Annotated in this window: 21 protein-coding genes; 15 read left to right on the top strand and 6 right to left on the bottom strand. The window is 66.0% G+C overall.

Features of this window, described 5'->3' with window-relative positions; translation table 11 throughout:
- Window positions 1-12: 12 nt before the first annotated feature.
- The 7 genes from IP69_RS07040 (at window position 13) to IP69_RS07010 (ending at window position 7,616) form a co-directional block, all read left to right on the top strand.
- Window positions 13-675 carry a hypothetical protein gene (locus IP69_RS07040; protein WP_054142110.1) on the top strand — a complete coding sequence of 221 codons (663 nt, stop codon included), beginning with the start codon at window positions 13-15 and terminating at the stop codon, window positions 673-675.
- A complete protein-coding gene (locus tag IP69_RS07035) occupies window positions 672-1,913 on the top strand; it encodes a glycosyltransferase (protein WP_054142109.1) in 1,242 nt (413 codons plus the stop codon). Before IP69_RS07040 ends, IP69_RS07035 begins: the two co-directional genes overlap by 4 nt.
- Window positions 1,910-3,097, top strand: coding sequence for a glycosyltransferase (locus tag IP69_RS07030; protein ID WP_054142108.1), 1,188 nt, complete (start codon window positions 1,910-1,912; stop codon window positions 3,095-3,097). Before IP69_RS07035 ends, IP69_RS07030 begins: the two co-directional genes overlap by 4 nt.
- A 164-nt stretch (window positions 3,098-3,261) precedes the next feature.
- The gene (gene cobS / locus IP69_RS07025; protein WP_054142107.1) at window positions 3,262-4,248 is read left to right on the top strand and encodes a cobaltochelatase subunit CobS; all 987 of its coding nucleotides are present in this window, start codon (window positions 3,262-3,264) and stop codon (window positions 4,246-4,248) included.
- Window positions 4,249-4,262: 14 nt separating this feature from the next.
- Entirely contained in the window at window positions 4,263-4,679 is a 417-nt protein-coding gene (locus IP69_RS07020; RefSeq protein WP_054142106.1) for a GNAT family N-acetyltransferase, read from the top strand.
- The gene (gene cobT, locus IP69_RS07015; protein WP_054142105.1) at window positions 4,676-6,577 is read left to right on the top strand and encodes a cobaltochelatase subunit CobT; all 1,902 of its coding nucleotides are present in this window, start codon (window positions 4,676-4,678) and stop codon (window positions 6,575-6,577) included. The genes IP69_RS07020 and cobT overlap by 4 nt, the downstream gene beginning before the upstream one ends.
- Window positions 6,578-6,611: 34 nt before the next feature.
- Window positions 6,612-7,616 (top strand): esterase-like activity of phytase family protein, encoded by a 1,005-nt coding sequence (locus IP69_RS07010; protein ID WP_054142104.1) that lies wholly within the window; start codon window positions 6,612-6,614, stop codon window positions 7,614-7,616.
- Between the two features lie 164 nt (window positions 7,617-7,780).
- Here IP69_RS07010 and rpmB read toward each other — a convergent pair whose 3' ends face one another.
- Window positions 7,781-8,068, bottom strand: coding sequence for a 50S ribosomal protein L28 (rpmB, locus tag IP69_RS07005; RefSeq protein ID WP_054142103.1), 288 nt, complete (start codon window positions 8,066-8,068; stop codon window positions 7,781-7,783).
- A 299-nt stretch (window positions 8,069-8,367) separates the two neighbouring features.
- Here rpmB and IP69_RS07000 point away from each other — a divergent pair, with 299 nt between their 5' ends.
- Complete coding sequence (locus tag IP69_RS07000; RefSeq protein ID WP_054142102.1) at window positions 8,368-9,177, top strand: DUF3108 domain-containing protein; 810 nt, start codon at window positions 8,368-8,370, stop codon at window positions 9,175-9,177.
- A gap of 121 nt (window positions 9,178-9,298) precedes the next feature.
- Here IP69_RS07000 and IP69_RS06995 read toward each other — a convergent pair whose 3' ends face one another.
- Window positions 9,299-9,643: an SMR family transporter gene (locus tag IP69_RS06995; protein ID WP_054142101.1), complete on the bottom strand. Its 345-nt coding sequence runs from the start codon at window positions 9,641-9,643 to the stop codon at window positions 9,299-9,301.
- Window positions 9,640-10,824 carry a pyridoxal phosphate-dependent aminotransferase gene (locus tag IP69_RS06990; RefSeq protein WP_054142100.1) on the bottom strand — a complete coding sequence of 395 codons (1,185 nt, stop codon included), beginning with the start codon at window positions 10,822-10,824 and terminating at the stop codon, window positions 9,640-9,642. The genes IP69_RS06995 and IP69_RS06990 overlap by 4 nt, the downstream gene beginning before the upstream one ends.
- A gap of 263 nt (window positions 10,825-11,087) precedes the next feature.
- Here IP69_RS06990 and IP69_RS06985 point away from each other — a divergent pair, with 263 nt between their 5' ends.
- From IP69_RS06985 to denD, 7 genes are all read left to right on the top strand, one after another.
- Window positions 11,088-12,950 carry an IlvD/Edd family dehydratase gene (locus IP69_RS06985; protein ID WP_082359126.1) on the top strand — a complete coding sequence of 621 codons (1,863 nt, stop codon included), beginning with the start codon at window positions 11,088-11,090 and terminating at the stop codon, window positions 12,948-12,950.
- 210 nt (window positions 12,951-13,160) lie between these two features.
- The gene (locus IP69_RS06980; RefSeq protein WP_054142099.1) at window positions 13,161-14,000 is read left to right on the top strand and encodes an isocitrate lyase/phosphoenolpyruvate mutase family protein; all 840 of its coding nucleotides are present in this window, start codon (window positions 13,161-13,163) and stop codon (window positions 13,998-14,000) included.
- Window positions 13,997-14,323, top strand: a complete 327-nt coding sequence (locus IP69_RS06975) for a hypothetical protein (RefSeq protein ID WP_054142098.1) — start codon at window positions 13,997-13,999, stop codon at window positions 14,321-14,323. Before IP69_RS06980 ends, IP69_RS06975 begins: the two co-directional genes overlap by 4 nt.
- Window positions 14,320-15,021: a GNAT family protein gene (locus IP69_RS06970; RefSeq protein ID WP_054142097.1), complete on the top strand. Its 702-nt coding sequence runs from the start codon at window positions 14,320-14,322 to the stop codon at window positions 15,019-15,021. The genes IP69_RS06975 and IP69_RS06970 overlap by 4 nt, the downstream gene beginning before the upstream one ends.
- A gap of 37 nt (window positions 15,022-15,058) precedes the next feature.
- Window positions 15,059-15,805 carry an SDR family oxidoreductase gene (locus IP69_RS06965; RefSeq protein WP_054142096.1) on the top strand — a complete coding sequence of 249 codons (747 nt, stop codon included), beginning with the start codon at window positions 15,059-15,061 and terminating at the stop codon, window positions 15,803-15,805.
- A gap of 168 nt (window positions 15,806-15,973) precedes the next feature.
- Entirely contained in the window at window positions 15,974-16,456 is a 483-nt protein-coding gene (locus tag IP69_RS21775) for a DUF5615 family PIN-like protein (RefSeq protein ID WP_248306748.1), read from the top strand.
- Between the two features lie 29 nt (window positions 16,457-16,485).
- Window positions 16,486-17,469 carry a D-erythronate dehydrogenase gene (gene denD / locus IP69_RS06955; protein WP_054142094.1) on the top strand — a complete coding sequence of 328 codons (984 nt, stop codon included), beginning with the start codon at window positions 16,486-16,488 and terminating at the stop codon, window positions 17,467-17,469.
- A gap of 145 nt (window positions 17,470-17,614) precedes the next feature.
- Here denD and IP69_RS06950 read toward each other — a convergent pair whose 3' ends face one another.
- The 3 genes from IP69_RS06950 to rplU all read right to left on the bottom strand — a co-directional run bounded on the left by IP69_RS06950 (window position 17,615) and on the right by rplU (window position 19,461).
- Window positions 17,615-18,268 (bottom strand): GNAT family N-acetyltransferase, encoded by a 654-nt coding sequence (locus IP69_RS06950; protein ID WP_082359068.1) that lies wholly within the window; start codon window positions 18,266-18,268, stop codon window positions 17,615-17,617.
- A gap of 152 nt (window positions 18,269-18,420) precedes the next feature.
- Window positions 18,421-18,687 carry a 50S ribosomal protein L27 gene (rpmA, locus tag IP69_RS06945; protein ID WP_054142093.1) on the bottom strand — a complete coding sequence of 89 codons (267 nt, stop codon included), beginning with the start codon at window positions 18,685-18,687 and terminating at the stop codon, window positions 18,421-18,423.
- Window positions 18,688-18,786: 99 nt separating this feature from the next.
- Complete coding sequence (rplU, locus tag IP69_RS06940) at window positions 18,787-19,461, bottom strand: 50S ribosomal protein L21 (RefSeq protein ID WP_054142092.1); 675 nt, start codon at window positions 19,459-19,461, stop codon at window positions 18,787-18,789.
- Between the last annotated feature and the right edge of the window lie 51 nt (window positions 19,462-19,512).

The following is a 19,512-nucleotide window of genomic DNA, read 5'->3' as shown; positions in this document are numbered from 1 at the left end:
TCCCGATCCGGCATGACTCACGACACGCCTCCCGACGCCTTCTATGACATTCTGCGCGGCGTCGCAGCCCTCACCGGCAATAGCGTGGTGGCCGATCTGGCGCGCCTTATCGCCGATGGGATGCCGCAAGATCTCTGGATCGCCTTCAACCATAAGCAGATCGGCTCGAAGCGCTGGCTGGTCGATGCGCTGGCGCAGGTCATGCCCCAACCGCAGGGTCCGGTCTTTGTGCTCGGCGCCTGGTATGGCGTGCTGGCTGCGCTGCTGCTGGCCGATGAGCGTCTGGCGATTCCTGCGGTCGTCAGCGTTGATCTCGACCCGGCTTGCGCGCCCGTGGCGGAGCGGCTGAACCGGCGCCATGTCGCGACGGGCCGTTTCCGGGCGCTGACCGCCGATATGACCACGCTCGACTTCGCCGCGCAGGAGCCGGCGCCGGGCCTCGTGATCAACACGAGTTGCGAGCATCTGGCGGATGTGCCGGGCTGGCTGTCGACCCTGTCGTCGGGAACGCCGCTGCTGCTCCAATCCAACGATTATGTGCGCGAGCCCGACCATCGCAGCTGCGTGCCCTCGCTCGAGGCGTTCCAGGCGCAGGCGGGGCTGTCGGAGACGCTGTTTGCCGGCGCCCTGCCGACGAAGAACTATACCCGCTTCATGCTGATCGGCCGGCGATGAGCGCGCCGCGCATCGCGATCGCGATGAAGGGCTATCCGCGCCTGTCGGAGACCTTCATCGCGCAGGAACTGCTGGGCCTGCAGCAGCGTGATGTGCCGTTTGAAATCTGGTCGCTGCGCCGGCCGACCGATGTCGCCCGCCACCTGATGCATAACCAGATCACCGCGCCGGTGAGCTATCTGCCGGAGTATCTGCATGAGGAGCCGGGCCGCGTCCTGCGTGGTGTGATGTCAGCGCTGCTGCGACCGGGTTTTCTCTGGCTGCTGCCGGCCTTCCTGCGCGATCTCGCCCGCGACCGCACGCGCAACCGGCTGCGCCGCTTCGGCCAGGCCTGTGTGATGGCGCGCGAACTGCCGGCCGAAATCACGCATCTGCATGTGCATTACCTGCACACCCCGGCCTCGGTGATCGCCTATGCGGCGGTGCTGCGCGGGATCAGCTGGTCGTTTTCGGCCCATGCCAAGGACATCTGGACGACGCCGGACTGGGAGAAGCGCGAGAAGATCGCGGCCGCCACTTGGGGCGTCACCTGCACGCGGGACGGGTATCGCGAGCTCGCCCGCCTCGCCGACAGGCCTGACAAGGTCGCGCTGGTCTATCATGGGCTCGACCTGGCGCGCTTTCCGCAGCCGCCCGCGCGGGTGGCGCGTGACGGCAGCGATCCCAGCGAGCCGGTGCGCTTCGTGACGATCGGGCGCGCCGTCGAGAAAAAGGGCTTCGACGACCTGCTGGCCGCGCTGGCGCAGCTTCCCGCCAGTCTGCACTGGCGCCTGACGCATATCGGCGGCGGCGAAAAGCTGAAGGCGCTGCAGGCGCAGGCGGTTGATCTGGGCCTCGCCGATCGTATCACCTGGGCGGGCCCGAAGGCGCAGGGCGAGGTCGTCGCGGCGCTGCGCGAGGCCGATCTGTTCGTGCTGCCCTCGAAACAGGCCGGCGATGGCGACCGCGACGGCCTGCCCAATGTAGTGATGGAGGCGGCAAGCCAGGCCCTGCCCATCGTCGCCACCGATTTCGCCGGCATTCCGGAATTCGTGCGCGAGGGGGTCGAGGGTCTGCTGGTCGCGCCGGGCGACACGGCGGCACTGGCGCGAGCATTGGCGACGTTGGCGGCCGATCCCGCGCGATGCGCGGCGCTGGGGCAGGGCGCGCATGAGCGGCTGACGGGCGCGTTTTCGGCCGGCTCCGGTCTCGATGGCATCGCCGCGCGGCTGCGGGCCTCCGCCGGGCTGTCGCCATGAGCCCGACCGTGCTGATCGCGGTGACGCATCTGCTCGGCAGCGGGCATCTGGTGCGCGCGGGCCATCTTGCCCGCGCGCTGGCGGAGGATGGCTTCGCCGTGACGCTCGCCAGCGGCGGCCTGCCGTTGCGGGCGATGGCAGAGGAGCCCTTCGCTTTCGTGCAATTGCCGCCGGTGAAGGTCGAGGGCGTCGATTTCCGCAATCTGCTCGACGAGGACGGCATGCCGATCGCGACGTCCCGGCGTGCGGAGCGACAGGCCGTGCTGTCCGGGCTCGCGACGAGGCTGCGGCCCGATGTCGTGATCACCGAGCATTTCCCCTTCGGCCGACGGCAACTGGCCGACGAATTCCTCGGGTTGATCGCGGCGGCGAAGGCCGCCAACCCGCGTGTCCTGGTGCTGGCCTCGGTGCGCGACGTGCTGGTGACGCCGCGGCCCGACCGGATCGCGGAAGCGCAGGCCCGGCTGGCCGCGCTGTTCGACGGCGTCCTCGTGCATGGCGACCGCGCCTTCCTGCCGCTGGAGGCGTCCTGGCCCGTTTCGCCCGCGCTGACGGAGCGGCTGCATTACACGGGGTATCTGGCGCCTCCGTCATTGCGAGAAGGTCGTGCTCTGCGTTCCCCTGGATTGCTTCGCTCCGCTCGCAATGACGGATCGGGCGAGATCCTCGTCTCCGGTGGTGGCTCGGGGGCGGCGCTGCCCTTGTTTCGGCTCTGCGTCGCGGCGGCCCGGCTCGGCGATCCCTCCCGGCGCTGGCGTATCCTTGTCGGGCGGGGGCTCGCCGAGCGCGATTTCGCCGCACTGCGGCAATCGGCCTCGCCAAACGTCACCGTCGAACGGGCGCGTTCGGATTTCCCGCAACTGCTCGCCGCCTGCGCGCTCTCGATCAGCCAGGCGGGCTACAACACCGTGCTCGATCTCGTCGAGGCCGGGTGTCGCGCCATCGTCGTGCCGTTCGACGAAGGCGCCGAAACCGAGCAGAGCCTGCGGGCAGAGGCGATGGAGCGGGCGGGATTGGCCCATTGCGTGCGGCTTTCGGGGCCGGAAGCCGCTTCGGCTGCGTCCTTTGCCGCTGCGGTCGCCACGGCGTTGACCGGTGACGCGCCCGGCCGCGCGGCGATCGACCGGGACGGGGCAGGGCAGGTCGCAGCCCTCGTGAAGCAGCTCCTGGCGGAGCGTGGCTGACGGCCGGTTCCCGATCCAGGCATGTCTCTTGCGAAAGCCCGACCCGGCGCTTTGCGAATTGCCGCTGCCGGGCTTTGCCTCTAATCAGGAAGCATTGCCTCCCTCCTCGGTCGGCGTTGGGACACCCGGTGACTTCCGGCCATGCTCCCACGCCCGGAGACTTGATGATGACAACGACGACTGCCGCCGGCCTGCCCGACATCAAGCTGTCGGTGCGCCAGACCTTCGGGATCGATTCGGATCTGGAGGTGCCGGCCTATTCGACGACCGAGGCGCATGTGCCCGATCTCGACCCGGATTACCGTTTCGACCACGACACCACGATCGCGATCCTGGCGGGCTTCGCCCATAACCGGCGCGTGATGATCTCGGGCTATCACGGCACCGGCAAGTCGACCCATATCGAGCAGGTCGCCGCCCGCCTCAACTGGCCCTGCGTGCGCGTCAACCTCGACAGCCATGTCTCGCGGCTCGATCTCGTCGGCAAGGACGCGATCGTGCTGCAGGAAGGCAAGCAGATCACCCAGTTCCAGGACGGCATCCTGCCCTGGGCGCTGCAGAACAACATCGCGCTCGTTTTCGACGAGTACGATGCCGGCCGCCCGGACGTGATGTTCGTGATCCAGCGCGTGCTCGAGCAGTCCGGCAAGCTGACGCTGCTCGACCAGAAGCGCGTCATCCGCCCCCATCCCTGCTTCCGTCTGTTCGCGACCGCCAACACGGTCGGCCTCGGCGACACGTCGGGCCTCTATCACGGTACGCAGCAGATCAACCAGGGCCAGATGGACCGCTGGTCGATCGTGACCACGTTGAACTACCTGCCGCATGACAACGAGGTCGAGATCGTGCTGGCGAAGTCCAAGCACTTCCAGGGCACGCCGGAGGGCCGCAGCGTCATCGACAAGATGGTGCGCGTCGCCGATCTGACCCGCAACGCGTTCATGAACGGCGATCTCTCGACCGTGATGAGCCCGCGTACCGTCATCACCTGGGCCGAGAACGCCGCGATCTTCAACGATATCGGCTTCTCCTTCCGCGTCACCTTTCTGAACAAATGCGACGAGATGGAGCGCACGCTGGTAGCCGAGTTCTACCAGCGCTCCTTCGGCAAGGAACTGCCGGAGAGCGCGGCCAATGTGGTCCTGAGCTGACGGGCGCTCCCGCCATGGCGACCCTCCAGCGCGAAACCGATGTCGCGGCGACGAGGGAGGCCGTGGTCGCGGGGCTCAGCGCCTATAACGCGGCGGTCGTCGGCGCGCGCAACAGCGTGCCAATGGCGCTCAGCCTGCGCGACGATGACGGCGCGATCGTCGGCGGGCTGATCGGCGAGCTGAAATGGGAATGGCTCCATGTCGATCTGCTCTGGATCGACGCGGCGCATCGCGGCAAAGGCCATGGCGAGGCTTTGGTCGCGATGGCCGAGGCCGCCGCGCGCGAGCATGGTGCACGGGGCGTCTATCTGAGTACGATGAGCCTGCAGGCGCCGGATTTCTATCCGAAGCTGGGCTATCGGCAATATGGCGTGATGGAGGACTATCCCGTCGCTGGCCACCGGATCCACCATTTCGCGAAGGCGCTATGAGCATCTCAAACCGCAAGCCCGGCACGACCAAGGAAGCGCCAGCCGAGCCGCTGAAGCGCGCGATCTCCTCGACGATGAAGGCGATCGCGCGCAAGCCGGAAATGGAGATCGTCTTCGCCGCGGACAAACCCTCGCTGGTCGGCGACCGTGCCCGCCTGCCCGAGCCGCCGCGCAAGCTGACGGCGCAGGATATCGCGATCCTGCGCGGCCACTCCGATTCGATGGCGCTGCGACTGGCCTGCCATGACGCGAGCGTGCATCGCCGCGCCGCGCCGGAAGGCGATGCGGCGCGTGCCGTGTTCGACGCGGTCGAGCAGGCGCGCGTCGAATGCGTCGGCTCGCGGCGGATGGCCGGCATGGCCGGCAACATCACCGCCATGTTGGAAGACCGCTACCACCGCGGCGGGCGCTATGAGGAGATCACCGACCGCGCCGACGCGCCGCTGGAGGATGCGCTGGCTTTGATGGTGCGCGAGCGTCTGACCGGCCTGAAGCCGCCCAAGGCTGCGGAAAAGCTGGTCGATCTCTGGCGCGAGCAGATCGAGGCCAAGGCCGGGGCCGATCTCGACCGGCTGGGCAAGGCGGTCGAGGACCAGCGCGCCTTCGCCCGCACGGTGCGCGACATGCTGGCCTCGCTCGACATGGCCGAGCAGACCTCGCAGGGCGAGGATTCGGACGAGGACGAGGACAACAAGGACCAGTCCTCCGAAGAACAGCAGCAGCAGGACGGCGAGGCCGAACAGGAAAGCGCCGGCGAGCGCTCCGAGGTCGAAGTCTCGGATGATGCCACCGAGGAGTTGCAGGAAGGCGCGAGCGAGGCCTCCGACGCGCCCTCGGGCGACTGGGATGACGAGGACGAGAACTCCGAGGCCGATGAGGCTGGCGAGGCGCCGCGTCCGCGCGAGGGCAAGCCCAACGACCGGCCGCAGACCGACTACAAGCCTTACACCCAGAAGTTCGACGAGATCGTCACGGCCGAAGACCTCTGCGACGCCGAGGAACTGACGCGCCTGCGCGCCTATCTCGACAAGCAGCTCGCGCATCTGCAGGGCGTTGTGGCGAGGCTCGCCAACCGGCTGCAGCGGCGGTTGATGGCGCAGCAGAACCGCTCCTGGCAGTTCGACCTGGAGGAGGGCGCGCTCGATCCCGCTCGCCTGCCGCGCATCATCATCGATCCTTATCAGCCGCTGTCGTTCCGGCAGGAATCGGACGTCAATTTCCGCGACACGGTGGTGACGCTGCTGATCGACAATTCCGGTTCGATGCGTGGCCGGCCGATCACGGTCGCGGCGACCTGCGCCGACATCCTGGCGCGGACGCTGGAGCGCTGCGGCGTCAAGGTCGAATTGCTCGGCTTCACCACGCGGGCCTGGAAGGGCGGGCTTTCGCGCGAGAGTTGGCTGCAATCGGGCAAGCCCGCCAATCCCGGCCGCCTCAACGATCTCAGGCACATCATCTACAAGGCGGCCGACGCGCCCTGGCGGCGGGCGCGGAAGAATCTCGGGCTGATGATGCGCGAGGGGCTGCTCAAGGAGAACATCGACGGCGAGGCGCTGGATTGGGCCCATAAGCGCATCCTGGCCCGGCCGGAACAGCGCAAGATCCTGATGGTGATCTCGGACGGAGCGCCGGTCGATGATTCCACGCTGTCGGTCAATGCCGGCAATTATCTTGAGCGGCATCTGCGCCACATCATCGCCGAGATCGAGACGCGCTCGCCGGTCGAACTGATCGCGATCGGCATCGGGCACGACGTCACCCGCTACTACCGCCGCGCCGTCACCATCGTCGATGCCGAGGAACTCGGCGGCGTGATGACCGAAAAGCTCGCCGAGCTGTTCGAGGAGGATGCGGGGCTCAACGCCAAGCCCTCGCGCGGAGCGCGGCGGCGGCAGTGAGAGAGCGGATGCGCTGTTCCGGTGACGGCATGCCATGCGCCTGACCCGTCGGGGCGTTCTCGCCGGGCTCGTGGCCGGCACAGGCGTGCCCTCCATCTTCCGGGCGGAGGCTGCCGAGACCGGGCGGGTCCCGGTCGCCGTCTCCGCACGGCCGATCGCCGCCTTCGAACCGCGCAACCCGGAGAAGATGCGCTTCGGCCAGCTTGTCTTCCGCAGCGGGCTGGTGCTGAGCGGCAGTCATGACCGCTTTGGCGGATTATCGGGCCTGTGGCGGGGCGCCGGCGGCGATCTGGTCGCGGTCACCGATAACGGCTTCTGGCTGACGGCGAAGCTGGCCTCCAGGGAGGGGCGGCTTACCGGCATCGAGGACGCGCAACTGGCGCCGATCCTGGGCGCCTCGGGCAGGCCGCTGCACCGCTCTCGCTATTACGACACCGAAAGCCTCTGCATCGCAGATGGCGTCGCCTATATGGGCGTCGAGCGGACGCATGACGTGCTGCGTTTCGATTGGGCGGGCGAGGGCGTGATGGCGCGGGCGCGGCTCGTGCCGGTGCCGCGCGAGGTCAAGCGCCTGCCGGATAATCGCGGGCTGGAGGCGATCGGCGTCGTGCCGGTCGGGCAGCCGCTGGCAGGCTCAATCGTCGCCATCGCCGAGCGGTCCGGTAGCGATGATGAGCCGACGCTGGGCGTCATCCTGGGGGGACGGCAGCCGGGCCTGTTCAAAGTCGCGCGGCATGACGGCTTCGACATCACCGACCTCGCCTTCCTGCCCAATGGCGACATGCTGCTGCTGGAGCGCTGGTATCGGACACTGCGCGGGGTCGGGATGCGGATCCGTCGCGTGCCGGCCGCGAGCCTGAGAGTGGGCGCCTTGCTGGATGGACCGACGCTCATCCAGGCCGATCTCGGGCAGGAGATCGACAATATGGAGGGGCTTGCGGTGCATCAGGAGGGTTCGAAGACCGTGCTCACCCTGATTTCGGACGATAATTTCTCGTTCCTGCAACGCACCGTGCTGCTGGAATTCGAGCTGGGGTGAGGGTGAGCGTCGTTCGCAGCGTCATGCTCGGGCGCAGACCTGAGCATCTCCTGCGAGAGATTCTCGGGTCTGCGCTTCGCTCCGCCCGAGAATGACGCGGCACTGCCCAAACGAAAAAAGCGGCCTTTCGGCCGCTTCGTTTCGTCCAGAAGAGGCAACGCCGCTCAGGCGGTGGCGAGCTTCTTCTCGATGTCGCGCTTCAGCGTCAGGGCGCCGGTCGAGAGGTCGGCGGCCGGGGCCTTGACCAGGAAGGCGTCGAGGCCGCCGCGGTGATCGACTGTGCGAAGCGCGTTGGCGGAGATCCGCAGACGCACCGAGCGGCCGAGCGCGTCGGACTGCAGGGTGACGTTGACCAGGTTCGGACGGAACACGGTCTTCGTCTTGTGGTTCGAGTGGCTGACGAGGTGGCCGGTCTGGGTGGCTTTCCCGGTCAGTTCGCAACGGCGCGCCATGGTATCGTTCCCTAAATCCAACCGGCTGGCTCAAACAAAAATGCCGACACGCGACGTGCCGGACATGAGCACCGGAAGTCAAATTGAAGTCGCGGTTGCATAACCAAGCCCGGCAGGCACGTCAAGGAAAAGTCATGCAATCCTTGGCGGTCTCGCGTCCGTGATGCCGGCCTGTCTCCCTCGCGCGCTTTGTCACTCGCCAACCCGGACAAAAAGGGCCACGATTCGGACCGAATCGCTGTGCATCTAACGCTTCGCGTCCAGCACGCACAACAGACAGCACAATCCGGAGGAAATGGATGAAACCCGCCATCGCATCGTCCCTGGCCGGGTGCATTTTCGCCTTTGCCGTTCCAGCCGGCGCCGCCTCGCTCGATGCCCGCTACGACATGTCCTTGCTGGGTTTGACGCTAGGCACCGCCAGCCTCACGGGCGGCATTGACGGATCGAGCTACAAGCTCGATCTCGCCGCCAAGATGACCGGGCTTGTCGGCGGTTTCACCGGCGGGCGCGGCTCGGGCGCTGCCAGCGGCAGTCTCAACGGCGCGAAGCTTTCGCCGACGAGCTTCGCCGTCAGTTCGGCCAGTTCCAGCGAAAGCCGCACCGTGCGCATGGCGCTCGACAGCAACAATGTCGCGGCCGTCGAGATCGAGCCGCCGATCGAGGCGAAGGCCGATCGCGTGCCGCTCAACGACGGCCATCGCCGCAACATCGTCGACCCGCTGAGCGCCTTCCTGATGCCGGTCAACGGCAAGGGCCTGGCGAATGCCTGCAACCGCACCCTTCAGATCTTCGATGGCGCGGCGCGCTACGACATCAAGCTCAGCCAGGCAGGCACGCGCGAGGTGAAACTTGAGGGCTATAGCGGGCCCGTCGCGGTCTGCCAGGTCCGCTATGTGCCGATCGCCGGCCATCGCGCGCTGCGGCCGAGCACCAAGTTCATGATCGAGAACAAGGATATCTCAACCTGGCTCGCGCCGGTGGCGGGGACCAATCTGATGGTGCCGGTGCGCGTCTCGGTCAAGACGATGATCGGGACCGCGGTGCTCGAAGCTTCGAGCTTCAAGGTCGATCCGGGTGTGACGGCCAGCACGGCGAAGCGGAACTGAGGTTTTCGGCGTCGTGCTCGGGCTTGACCCGAGCATCTCATCCCGAATGAGGCACCGGAGTCTCGTCCTGCCGGAGATCCTCGGGTCTGCGCGTCGCTACGCCCGAGAATGACGCCCGCCTTCAATGTGCGCTGGATTTCGAGAACAGGTTGATCACCAGCACGCCGGCGACAATCAGGCCCATGCCGAGAATGGCGGGCGCATCGAGCTTCTGGCCGAACAGCACCCTCGCGATGATGCTGATCATGACGATCCCGACGCCCGACCAGATCGCATAGGCGACGCCGACGGGAATCGTGCGCAGGGTCAGCGTCAGGAAGTAGAAGGCCGAGAGGAAGGCGGTCAGCATGATCAGCGTCGGCACCGGCCGCGTGAACTCCTGCGAGGCCTTCAGCGCCGAGGTGCCGATGACCTCGCTGACGATCGCCGCCGCCAGATAGAGATAGCTCGCGTTGTTGAAGATCATGCGGCTTTCGCACTTTCGAGAAATTGGCCCATGCGCTCGAGCGCGCGCTCGATGTTGGGCAAAGAATTGGCGTAGGACAGCCTGATATAGCCCTCGCCATGGACGCCGAAGTCAGGCCCGCCGATGGTGGCGACGCCGGTCTCCTCCAGCAGCGCCGAGGCGAGCTTCTTGGCTTTCCAGCCGGTCTGCGAGACGTTCGGGAAGGCGTAGAACGCGCCCTTGGGCACGATGCAGGAGATGCCGGGAAGGGCGTTGAGCCCCTTCACCACGGCCTTCCGGCGGGTGTCGAACTCCGCGAGCATCATCGCCACGGCGTCCTGCGGCCCAGTCAGGGCGGCCAGCCCCGCCCATTGCGCCGGCGCGTTGACGCAGGAATGCGAGTTCACCGCAAGCTTGCGGGCATTGTCGTAGAGCGGCTTTGGCCAGACCGACCACCCCATGCGCCAGCCGGTCATGGCATAGGTCTTCGACCAGCCATTGAGCAGGATCAGCCGGTCGCGGATCTCGGGGTAGCTCAGCAAACAGACATGCTGCTCGCCGTCATAGAGCATCTGGTCGTAGATCTCGTCGGACATGATCGCGACGTCCGGGAAGCGCGCGAGACCGGCGACAAGCTTGTCGACTTCCGCCTTGGGCGTGACGCCGCCGGTCGGGTTGGCTGGCGAATTGATGATCAGGAGCCGCGTCTTGGGCGTGATCAGGGCCAGCGTCTCTTCTGCGGAGAAGGCGAAGCCGTTCTCTTCGCGGATCGGCACCGGGATCGGCGTCGCGCCGGTGTATTCGATCATCGAGCGGTAGATCGGGAAGCCGGGGTCGGGATAGAGGATCTCGGCGCCGGGCTCGCCGAACATCAGGATCGCCATGAACATGGTGACCTTGCCGCCCGGCACGATCATGACGCTCTCGGGCGAGACCTCGACCTGGAAGCGCTTGTGAAGATCGGCGGCGACCGCCTCGCGCAGCGGCAGGATGCCGTTGGCGGGCGTGTAGCCATGATGGCCGTCGCGCAGCGCCTTCACCGCGGCCTCGACGATATGGTCGGGCGTCGGGAAGTCCGGCTGGCCGATGCCGAGATTGATGATGTCCTGGCCCTGACGCTGCAGTTCGGTGGCGCGGGCCAGCACGGCGAAGGCGTTTTCCTCGCCGATGCGGGCGAAGGACGGGACAACATGGAGAGCCATGGCGGCGTTTCCTTGGGCGCGGCGTTGCGGACGAGGCCCGCTTGCATCGGGCTCTTGCCCTCTCTTGGCTTTAAAATGGGCTGCCTTGCAAGCTTGCGGTCAGCGCCCGATGCGGCGGTACGCTGCGGGCGCTTTGCATAAATAGTATGACTATCTCGCATCCGTGGGCTTGCTCCGTCCCATCCGATCGGCATGATGACGTCGCTACGGTGATGACCGACAAGCGGCCGCCAGTGCCGCGTCGTGCGAGAGGAAAGACCAGGATGGCCAAGACGCCCGAAAGCAATGTGCCGCGCGAAGACCGCCCGGTGGCGACCACGAACACCAAAGCCCGGCACCGCATCGCGCCGGAGCAGCTGCGCTCGAAGGCCTGGTTCGACAACCCCGCCAATGCCGACATGACCGCGCTCTATATCGAGCGGACGATGAATTTCGGCCTGTCGCGCGACGAGCTGCAGTCTGGCCGGCCGATCATTGGCATCGCCCAGACGGGGTCGGACATCGCGCCGTGCAACCGTCATCATATCGAGCTGGCCCACCGCGTCCGCGACGGCATCCGCGAGCGCGGCGGCGTGCCGTTCGAGTTTCCGATCCATCCGATCCAGGAAACCTGCAAGCGGCCGACCGCGAGCCTCGATCGCAACCTGCAATATCTTTCGCTCGTCGAGATCCTCTATGGCTATCCGCTCGACGGCGTCGTGCTGACGACGGGCTGCGACAAGACCACTCCGGCGCAGCTGATGGCAGCCGCGACCGTCGACATCCCTGCGATCGCGCTGCCGGGCGGGCCGATGCTGAACGGCAATTTCCGCGGCGAGCGCACGGGCTCGGGCACCATCGTCTGGAAGGCGCGCCAGATGATGGCGGCCGGCGAGATCGACTATAAGGGCTTCGTCGATCTGGTGGCGTCCTCGGCCCCCTCGGCCGGCCACTGCAACACGATGGGCACGGCGACGACGATGAACTCGATCGCCGAGGCGCTGGGCATGACGCTGCCGGGCGCGGCCGCGATTCCCGCGCCTTATCGCGACCGTTACGAAATGGCCTATCTGACGGGTCTGCGCATCGTCGACATGGTCTGGGAGGATCTGATCCCCTCGAAGATCATGACGCGCGAAGCCTTCGAGAACGCGATCGTGGTGAACTCCGCCATCGGCGGCTCGACCAACGCGCCGATCTCGGTCAACGCCATCGCCAAGCATGTCGGCGTCCCCCTCGACAATGAGGACTGGACGAATGTCGGCTACGACATTCCGCTCCTGGTCAATCTGCAGCCGGCCGGCGAATATCTCGGCGAGGATTACTACCGCGCCGGCGGCGTGCCCGCCGTGGTCGCGGAGCTCGTCGCCAAGGGCAAGATCAAGCCCGCGATCACCGCCAATGGCCGCACGCTTGCCGAGAATTGCGAGGGCTTCTTCGCCGAGGATCGCAACGTCATCAAGGCCTATGACGCGCCGATGAAGGCCCAATCCGGCTTCCTCAACCTGCGCGGCAATCTGTTCGATTCGGCGATCATGAAGACCAGCGTGATCACGCCGGAATTTCGCCAGCGCTATCTGGAAAACCCCAACGACCCCAACGCCTTCGAGGGCAAGGCGATCGTCTTCGACGGGCCCGAGGACTACCACCACCGCATCGACGATCCCGCGCTGGAGATCGATGAACACTCGATCCTGTTCATTCGCGGCGTCGGCCCGGTGGGCTATCCAGGCGCCGCCGAGGTGGTGAACATGCGGCCGCCGGATTACCTGATCAAGAAGGGCGTGACCGCGCTTGCCTGCATCGGTGACGGCCGGCAGTCGGGCACCTCGGGTTCGCCCTCGATCCTGAATGCCTCGCCGGAAGCGGCGACGGGCGGCGGGCTTGCCCTGCTGGTGACGGGCGACAAGGTCCGCATCGACCTCAACAAGCGCTCCGCCGACATCTTGATCTCGGCGGAAGAGCTGGACGCGCGCCGTGCCGCGCTGGAGGCTGCGGGTGGCTACAAATATCCCGCCAGCCAGACGCCCTGGCAGGAGATCCAGCGCAACATCGTCGGCGAACTCTCCGAGGGCATGGTGCTCAAGCCGGCGGTCAAATACCAGCAGATCCACAAGACCTTCGGCATCCCGCGCGACAACCATTGAGGGTGCCTCATCATGCTCGGGCTTGACCCGAGCATTTCCGGGACGAGATTCTCGGGTCGGCGCATGCGCCGCCCGAGAATGACGCTCACGGCCGCCATTCCGCCCGCGCATCGGCGCCGATCCCGTCGCGCGCGTCTGCAGGGCTGACAAAACGATGCGGCGCGGACAATATGGTATTCCGCCGTTCCGGCGCATCTGAAACGATTTAAAATGAGCTATTCCTCTCAGGTCGAGACGTTCCGGGCGCTGCATGCAGCCGGCTACTTCGTCATGCCCAATCCCTGGGATGTCGGCTCGGCCCGCTGGCTGCGCGGGCAAGGCTTCAAGGCTCTGGCCTCGACCAGTGCGGGCTTCGCCTTCACGCAAGGCAGGGCCGACCAGGACGTGCCGCGCGACATGATGCTGGCGCATCTGGCCGAGCTGGTGAAAGCGGTGCCGGACCTCCCCATCAACGCCGATTTCGAAAACGGCTATGCCGATACGCCCGACGGGGTCGCGGCGAATGTGAAGCTGTGCATCGCAACAGGCGTGGCAGGGCTCTCGATCGAGGACGCGACGGGACGTGCCGATGACCCGCTCTATCCGTTCGACCTTGCGGTCGAGCGTATCAAGGCGGCGCGCAAGGCGATCGACGAGACCGGCTCGGGTGTGATGCTGACGGCGCGGGCGGAGTGCTTCCTGACCGGGCATCCAGATGCCCTCGCCGAGTCGGCGCGGCGCATCGAAGCCTATGCGCAGGCCGGTGCCGATGTGCTCTATGCGCCTGGTCCGAAGACGCGAGAGCAGATCGCCACCATCGTCGGTGCAGCCGGTAGCAAGCCCGTCAACGCACTGGTCTTTGGCGATTTCGGCCTCTCGGTCTCCGATATCGCTGCGCTGGGAGTGCGACGGATTTCGATCGGCGGAGCGCTGGCACGCGCGGCTTGGGCCGCCTTCATCGAGGCGACGCGGCTGATCAGTGAGCAGGGCAGTTTTGCGGGCTTTGCTGGGAATGGGCCGTCGGCGCCGCTCAACCCGTTCTTCACCGCAGATCTCAAGGCGCGCTCGTGAGCGGGACGCTTCTCATCGCACCGGCCTGGCTTGGGCTGAGCGGTCTTTGGACGCTCGACGCCAAGGGGCGTCGCAAAGCGATCGATGCCGAGGACCTCGATCTGTCGGAGGATCTGGCTGACCGGCTGGAGGGCTGGATGGACGCGTTCGACGCGATCTACGAAGAAGAGCAGGAGGCGCGCTCGCGCTTCCCCAGCGAAGCGGAGCAGCGCGCCTGGGAAGCCGAGGGCACGGTGATCGCCCGCGATATCGCGGCAGAACTCGGTCCGGACTGGACGGTGTCGACCGATCTGACGGGCTGGCAGGAGATGACCAAGCCATGACTTCGATTCCGGCGGATAGTGCCGCCACCCCCTTGCTCGAAGGCTGGACGGCGCCGCCCTTCCCGCCGGCCCGCGTGCTCGAGGGGCGCTACTGCCGGCTGGAGCCGGTCGATCCCGACCGCCATCTCGACGACATCTGGGCGGTGAATGCCGGACAGGATCACATCTGGCAGTGGATGCCGGCTGATCCGCCGCAAACGCGGGAGGCTTATGGCGACCTGCTAGCGATGATGGTGTCGAAGTCGGGCATCGTCCCGTTCGCGATCATCGACAGGGCCGATGGCAGGCCCAAGGGGCATCTCTGGCTGATGGAGATCCGGCCGGAGCATGGCGTCTTCGAGGTTGGCTTCATCACCTATTCGCCACTGTTACAGAGGACGCGGGTGGCGACCGAGGCGATCCATCTCTGCGGCGCCTATGGCTTTTCGCTGGGCTACCGGCGCTTCGAATGGAAGTGCAACAATCTGAATGAGCCCTCCAAGCGGGCCGCGCAGCGTTTCGGCTTTCAATATGAGGGCCTCTTCCGCCAGCACATGGTCGTCAAGGGCAGGAACCGCGACACGGCCTGGTTCTCGATCCTCGACAGCGAATGGCCGGCCGTGAGCGCCGCCTTCGACGCTTGGCTCGACCCAGCCAATTTCGATTCGGACGGGTATCAGAGGGCGCGTCTGGAAAGCTTCAGGACCCAACGGATCTGACGATATTCAACCAAGAAAAGCAAAGGCGAGGCACATCATGGCAGGACGTTTGAAGGGCAAGGTGGCGGTCGTCACCGCGGCGGGGCAGGGCATCGGGCGCGCGATCGCGGAGGCCTTCGTCGCCGAGGGTGCCACCGTCTGGGCGACCGACAAGGACGTCGCGCTGCTGGAGGGCATTCCAAAGGCCAAGAAGCGCAAGCTCGACGTGCTCTCGAGCAAGGCGGTCGAGGCGTTCGCCGAGAAGGTCGGGGCGATCGACATCCTCGTGAACGCGGCGGGCTTCGTGCATCACGGCACGGTGCTCGACACCGACGACAAGGCCTGGGATTTCTCCTTCGACCTCAACGTCACCTCGATGCACCGCACGATCAAGGCGTTCCTGCCGGGCATGCTGGAGAAGGGCGCCGGCTCGATCGTCAACATCGCCTCGGGGGCGGGCTCCGTGCGCGGCATTCCCAACCGCTACGCCTACGGCACGACCAAGGCCGCCGTCATCGGCCTGACCAAGGCGGTGGCCGCCGACTTCATCAAGAAGGGCATCCGCGCCAATGCGATCTGCCCGGGCACGATCCAGTCACCCTCGCTCGACCAGCGCATCAAGGACCTGGCTGCGGCAAGCAAGACGACGGAAGCCGCTGCCCGCCAGGCCTTCATCGACCGCCAGCCGATGGGGCGGCTCGGCACCGCCGAGGAGATCGCGTGGCTGGCCGTCTATCTCGGTTCCGACGAGGCGAGCTACACCACAGGCCAGATCCATCTCGCCGATGGCGGATTTGCGCTATAGTGGCGCTCGTCCACAGGAGGTGAGCCATGGCCTTCCCGCGTCGCGAGCGAGCTTATATCCCGGCTGAGATCGTTTCAAATCCGAGCATCCTGGGCGGCGAGCCCTGTGTCTCCGGCACGCGCGTGCCGGCGATGACAATCGTCGAAGAATTAAGAGAGGGACGAAAGGATGGCGCCATTTTTGGCGACTATCCGTCCCTGCCATTCGATGGGATTGAAGCGGTTCGGCTTTGGGCGCGGAAGAATGCCATATCCATCGAACCAGTTTGACGCCGCCGTCCGCTTCCTCTTCGACGAGTGCCTAACGCCGCGGCTCGTCGAACTGGTCTTCGATCACGGATATGTCGGCAGCCATGTCGTCCAGTCTGGACTTGGGGGCCGACCAGATTGGATGATCGCCAATTATGCAGTGGAGGCCGGCCGGATCTTCGTCACCAATGATGGCAAGGATTACCGGCCCATCTACCGCAAGTTCAATCGCCATCCAGGTCTGATCGTGATCCTGCCATCTGTATCGGCGGCCCGGCAGATCGATCTCCTGACACGGGTTCTCCGGTTCATCGACGATCAGATCACGGTCGTCGATCAACTCGTTCAAATCGACAAGCATGGCAAAATAACCATGCAAGACTGGACCGCTCAGCCGATCTGAAGCGGCCATAGGAAGGAAGTTACCGCCCAATGCATATTCTCGTTCTCGGCGGCGCCGGCATGGCCGGCCGCAAATTCATCGAACGCCTCGCCCGTGACGGGCATCTGGGGGGCAAGCCCATCGCCAAGGTGACGGCGCAGGATGTCGTCGCGGCGCACGCGCCGGCCGGCGCGGCCTTCGCCTTCGAGGCTGTCGTCTCGGATCTGTCGGTGCCGGGCGAGGCGGAGAAGCTGATCGCCTCGCGGCCCGAGGTGATCATCCATCTGGCGGCGGTGGTTTCCGGCGAGGCTGAGGCCGATTTCGAGAAGGGCTACAAGATCAACCTCGACGGTACGCGCTATCTGTTCGAGGCGATCCGCCTGACCGGCGATGGCTACAAGCCGCGCGTGGTCTTCACCTCCTCGGTGGCCGTGTTTGGCGCGCCGTTCCATGACAAGATCGGCGACGAGTTCTTTACGACGCCGCTGACGAGCTACGGCACGCAGAAGGCGATCTGCGAACTGCTGCTGTCGGATTACTCGCGCCGCGGCTTTTTCGACGGGCTGAGCATTCGCTTTCCGACGATCTGCGTGCGGCCGGGCAGCCCCAACAAGGCGGCCTCGGGCTTTTTCTCCAACATCATCCGCGAGCCGCTGAACGGCATCGACGCGGTGCTGCCGGTGTCGGACCAGGTGCGCCACTGGCACGCCTCGCCGCGCTCGGCGGTCACCTTCCTGATCCATGCCGCGACCATGGACCTCGCCGCTGTCGGACCGCGCCGTGCGCTGAACATGCCCGGTTATTCCTGCACCGTGGCGGAGCAGATCGAGGCGCTGCGCAAGGTCGCTGGCGAGAGCGTCGTGTCGCGCATCAAGCGCGTGCCCGACCCGGTGATCGACAAAATCGTCGAAGGCTGGCCGCGCAATTTCGATCCGCAGCGGGCGATCGCGCTCGGCTTCAAGGCGGAATCGAGCTTCGATGAGATCATCCGCATCCATATCGAGGACGAGTTGGGTGGGACGTTTGTGAAATAGTCAGTACGCCTTTCCCTGCGCGCGTCATCCCGAACAAGCGGCGTAGCCGCGCTGCTCCGGGATCCATCATAGGGCAGGACGGCGCTCTATGATGGATCCCGGAGCGCCGCTGTGCGGCGTCCGGGATGACGGTGCGGTTGTCAGCTCACGCCGGGCAGGGTTCGCCCGGCGTATCGACGGCGACCGACGGCTCGATCTCGGGCGCATGGGCCCAGCCGCTGGCGCCCCAGCTCTTCAGTGCAGACCAGGTCGAGCGGTCGAGCCGGTACTGCTCGCAGGGGAACAGCCCGCCGCGCGCGGGCAGCGACTTCAGGAACGAGCCCTCGGCGCGGAAGCCGGACTTCTCCAGCACGCGCCGCGAGGCCGGGTTGATGACCCGCGTATCGGCCTCGATCGCCGGCAGGTCGACGAGCGAGAACAGCGTGTCGATCAACGACTGGACTGCCTCGGTCGCATAGCCCTTGCCCCAATGCGGGGTGCCCAGCCAGTAGCCGATGAAGGGGATTCCCGTCGCCTGCTTGTGCGCGCCGATCATGCCGATCAACTCATTGGGCTTCGAGCGCGGCGTGATCGCCAGCACCAGATGCTCGCCCAGCGCATTGCCCTTGCGCATGGCGAAGATGAAGGGCTCGACCGCATCGACCGGATAGGGATGGGGAATCGACGCCGTCATCTCGGCCACGGCTTTCTCCCCCGCCTGGCGCAGAATGGCGGAGGCGTCCGCCATGCGCGGCCAGCGCAGCCAGAGGCGGCGGGTTTCGAGCCGGAAGACGTCGTCGCGGGTCAATTCGGGGAACATGGGTCTCTCCGTCGGCGCAAACGCAAAAAGGGAGCTGGGACTTGTCCCATCTCCCTTTCGCTGACCTTGGGTGACCCCTGAGAGGGACTAGACCCCTGATCCGTTCCGGTTCGATGGAACCGGCGGATCGAGGAGTGTCCCTATCCGCCGTCTTATTCTGCGGCCTCTTGGGCCGGGACTACGTTCACGAAAGCTCGGCCGAGTTTGGTCGTGAATCGGACGCGGCCGTCCGTCAGCGCAAACAGGGTATGGTCTTTGCCCATGCCGACATTGGCGCCGGGATGCCAGGTGGTCCCACGCTGCCGAATGATGATGTTGCCCGGAATCACGGCCTGGTCGCCGAACTTCTTGACGCCCAGGCGCCTGCCTGCGGAGTCGCGACCGTTGCGGGATGAACCGCCTGCCTTTTTATGAGCCATAACGCCCTACCTCAAAACTGATGTCTGTCTCTAACCCGAATCGGCGGCAAAAGCCAGCCGGTCCGGGCAGCGAAAGCGAAGTCGACCTGACGGGTGGCGTCAGTAGTCCTCGCCGGAAGCCTGTTCGGCCTGGTCGGCCTTGGCGCGCGGGGGCTTGCCGGCCAGCAATTCCTGAGCCTGAACGACCCATTCCTCGCGGGTGGCGCGGCCGCGGAGCTTGAGCTCCTCGTCCCACTTGGCGACATCGGCCTCGCTCCACGACGCGATGTCGTTCCAGGAGGTGATGCCGGCAGCGCGCAGCTTCTTCTCGATGGTCGGGCCGACGCCCGAAATCAGCGAGAGGTTCGAGGCGTCGAGCGCGTCGGAAGACTTGGCGGCCTTCGGAGCAGCCTTGGTCTCGGTCGAGCCGGCCTGCAGCGCGACAGCCGAGGCCTCACCCTTCTTCATCTCCGGCTTCTTGCCGCCGGTGAGGATATCGGTGATGCGAATGACGGTCAGCTCGGCGCGGAAGCCGCGCTTGCGCTTCGAATTCTGGCGGCGACGCTTCTTGAAGGCGATGACCTTGTCGCCACGAGCCTGCTCGACGATCTCGGCGGCAACCGTGATCTCGGAGAGGGCCTTGGCGTCGAGCGTGGTCTTCTCGCCATCGGTGAGCATCAGCACGGTCCCGAAGGCGACGGTGTCGCCCGGGTTGCCTTCGATCTTGGCGGTTGTGATGCGGTCGTTGGCGGCAACGCGGAATTGCTTTCCGCCGGTCTTGATGACTGCGAACATTTTATCCTCCATGTTCGGCCCTGCCCTGTCATGACCTCCGGGGAGGCCGAT

Source organism: Allobosea sp. AAP35, assembly GCF_001295925.1.
GTDB lineage: Bacteria > Pseudomonadota > Alphaproteobacteria > Rhizobiales > Beijerinckiaceae > Allobosea.
The sequence above is the reverse complement of the archived record's forward strand: the minus strand, read 5'-3'. Positions and strand labels throughout refer to the sequence as shown.

Coding starts and splice junctions, on each gene's coding strand:
- IP69_RS07040 (WP_054142110.1), top strand. CDS start 13: ATGACTCACGACACGCCTCCCGACGCCTTCTATGACATTCTGCGCGGC.
- IP69_RS07035 (WP_054142109.1), top strand. CDS start 672: ATGAGCGCGCCGCGCATCGCGATCGCGATGAAGGGCTATCCGCGCCTG.
- IP69_RS07030 (WP_054142108.1), top strand. CDS start 1,910: ATGAGCCCGACCGTGCTGATCGCGGTGACGCATCTGCTCGGCAGCGGG.
- cobS (WP_054142107.1), top strand. CDS start 3,262: ATGATGACAACGACGACTGCCGCCGGCCTGCCCGACATCAAGCTGTCG.
- IP69_RS07020 (WP_054142106.1), top strand. CDS start 4,263: ATGGCGACCCTCCAGCGCGAAACCGATGTCGCGGCGACGAGGGAGGCC.
- cobT (WP_054142105.1), top strand. CDS start 4,676: ATGAGCATCTCAAACCGCAAGCCCGGCACGACCAAGGAAGCGCCAGCC.
- IP69_RS07010 (WP_054142104.1), top strand. CDS start 6,612: ATGCGCCTGACCCGTCGGGGCGTTCTCGCCGGGCTCGTGGCCGGCACA.
- rpmB (WP_054142103.1), bottom strand. CDS start 8,068: ATGGCGCGCCGTTGCGAACTGACCGGGAAAGCCACCCAGACCGGCCAC.
- IP69_RS07000 (WP_054142102.1), top strand. CDS start 8,368: ATGAAACCCGCCATCGCATCGTCCCTGGCCGGGTGCATTTTCGCCTTT.
- IP69_RS06995 (WP_054142101.1), bottom strand. CDS start 9,643: ATGATCTTCAACAACGCGAGCTATCTCTATCTGGCGGCGGCGATCGTC.
- IP69_RS06990 (WP_054142100.1), bottom strand. CDS start 10,824: ATGGCTCTCCATGTTGTCCCGTCCTTCGCCCGCATCGGCGAGGAAAAC.
- IP69_RS06985 (WP_082359126.1), top strand. CDS start 11,088: ATGGCCAAGACGCCCGAAAGCAATGTGCCGCGCGAAGACCGCCCGGTG.
- IP69_RS06980 (WP_054142099.1), top strand. CDS start 13,161: ATGAGCTATTCCTCTCAGGTCGAGACGTTCCGGGCGCTGCATGCAGCC.
- IP69_RS06970 (WP_054142097.1), top strand. CDS start 14,320: ATGACTTCGATTCCGGCGGATAGTGCCGCCACCCCCTTGCTCGAAGGC.
- IP69_RS06965 (WP_054142096.1), top strand. CDS start 15,059: ATGGCAGGACGTTTGAAGGGCAAGGTGGCGGTCGTCACCGCGGCGGGG.
- IP69_RS21775 (WP_248306748.1), top strand. CDS start 15,974: ATGGCGCCATTTTTGGCGACTATCCGTCCCTGCCATTCGATGGGATTG.
- denD (WP_054142094.1), top strand. CDS start 16,486: ATGCATATTCTCGTTCTCGGCGGCGCCGGCATGGCCGGCCGCAAATTC.
- IP69_RS06950 (WP_082359068.1), bottom strand. CDS start 18,268: ATGTTCCCCGAATTGACCCGCGACGACGTCTTCCGGCTCGAAACCCGC.
- rpmA (WP_054142093.1), bottom strand. CDS start 18,687: ATGGCTCATAAAAAGGCAGGCGGTTCATCCCGCAACGGTCGCGACTCC.
- rplU (WP_054142092.1), bottom strand. CDS start 19,461: ATGTTCGCAGTCATCAAGACCGGCGGAAAGCAATTCCGCGTTGCCGCC.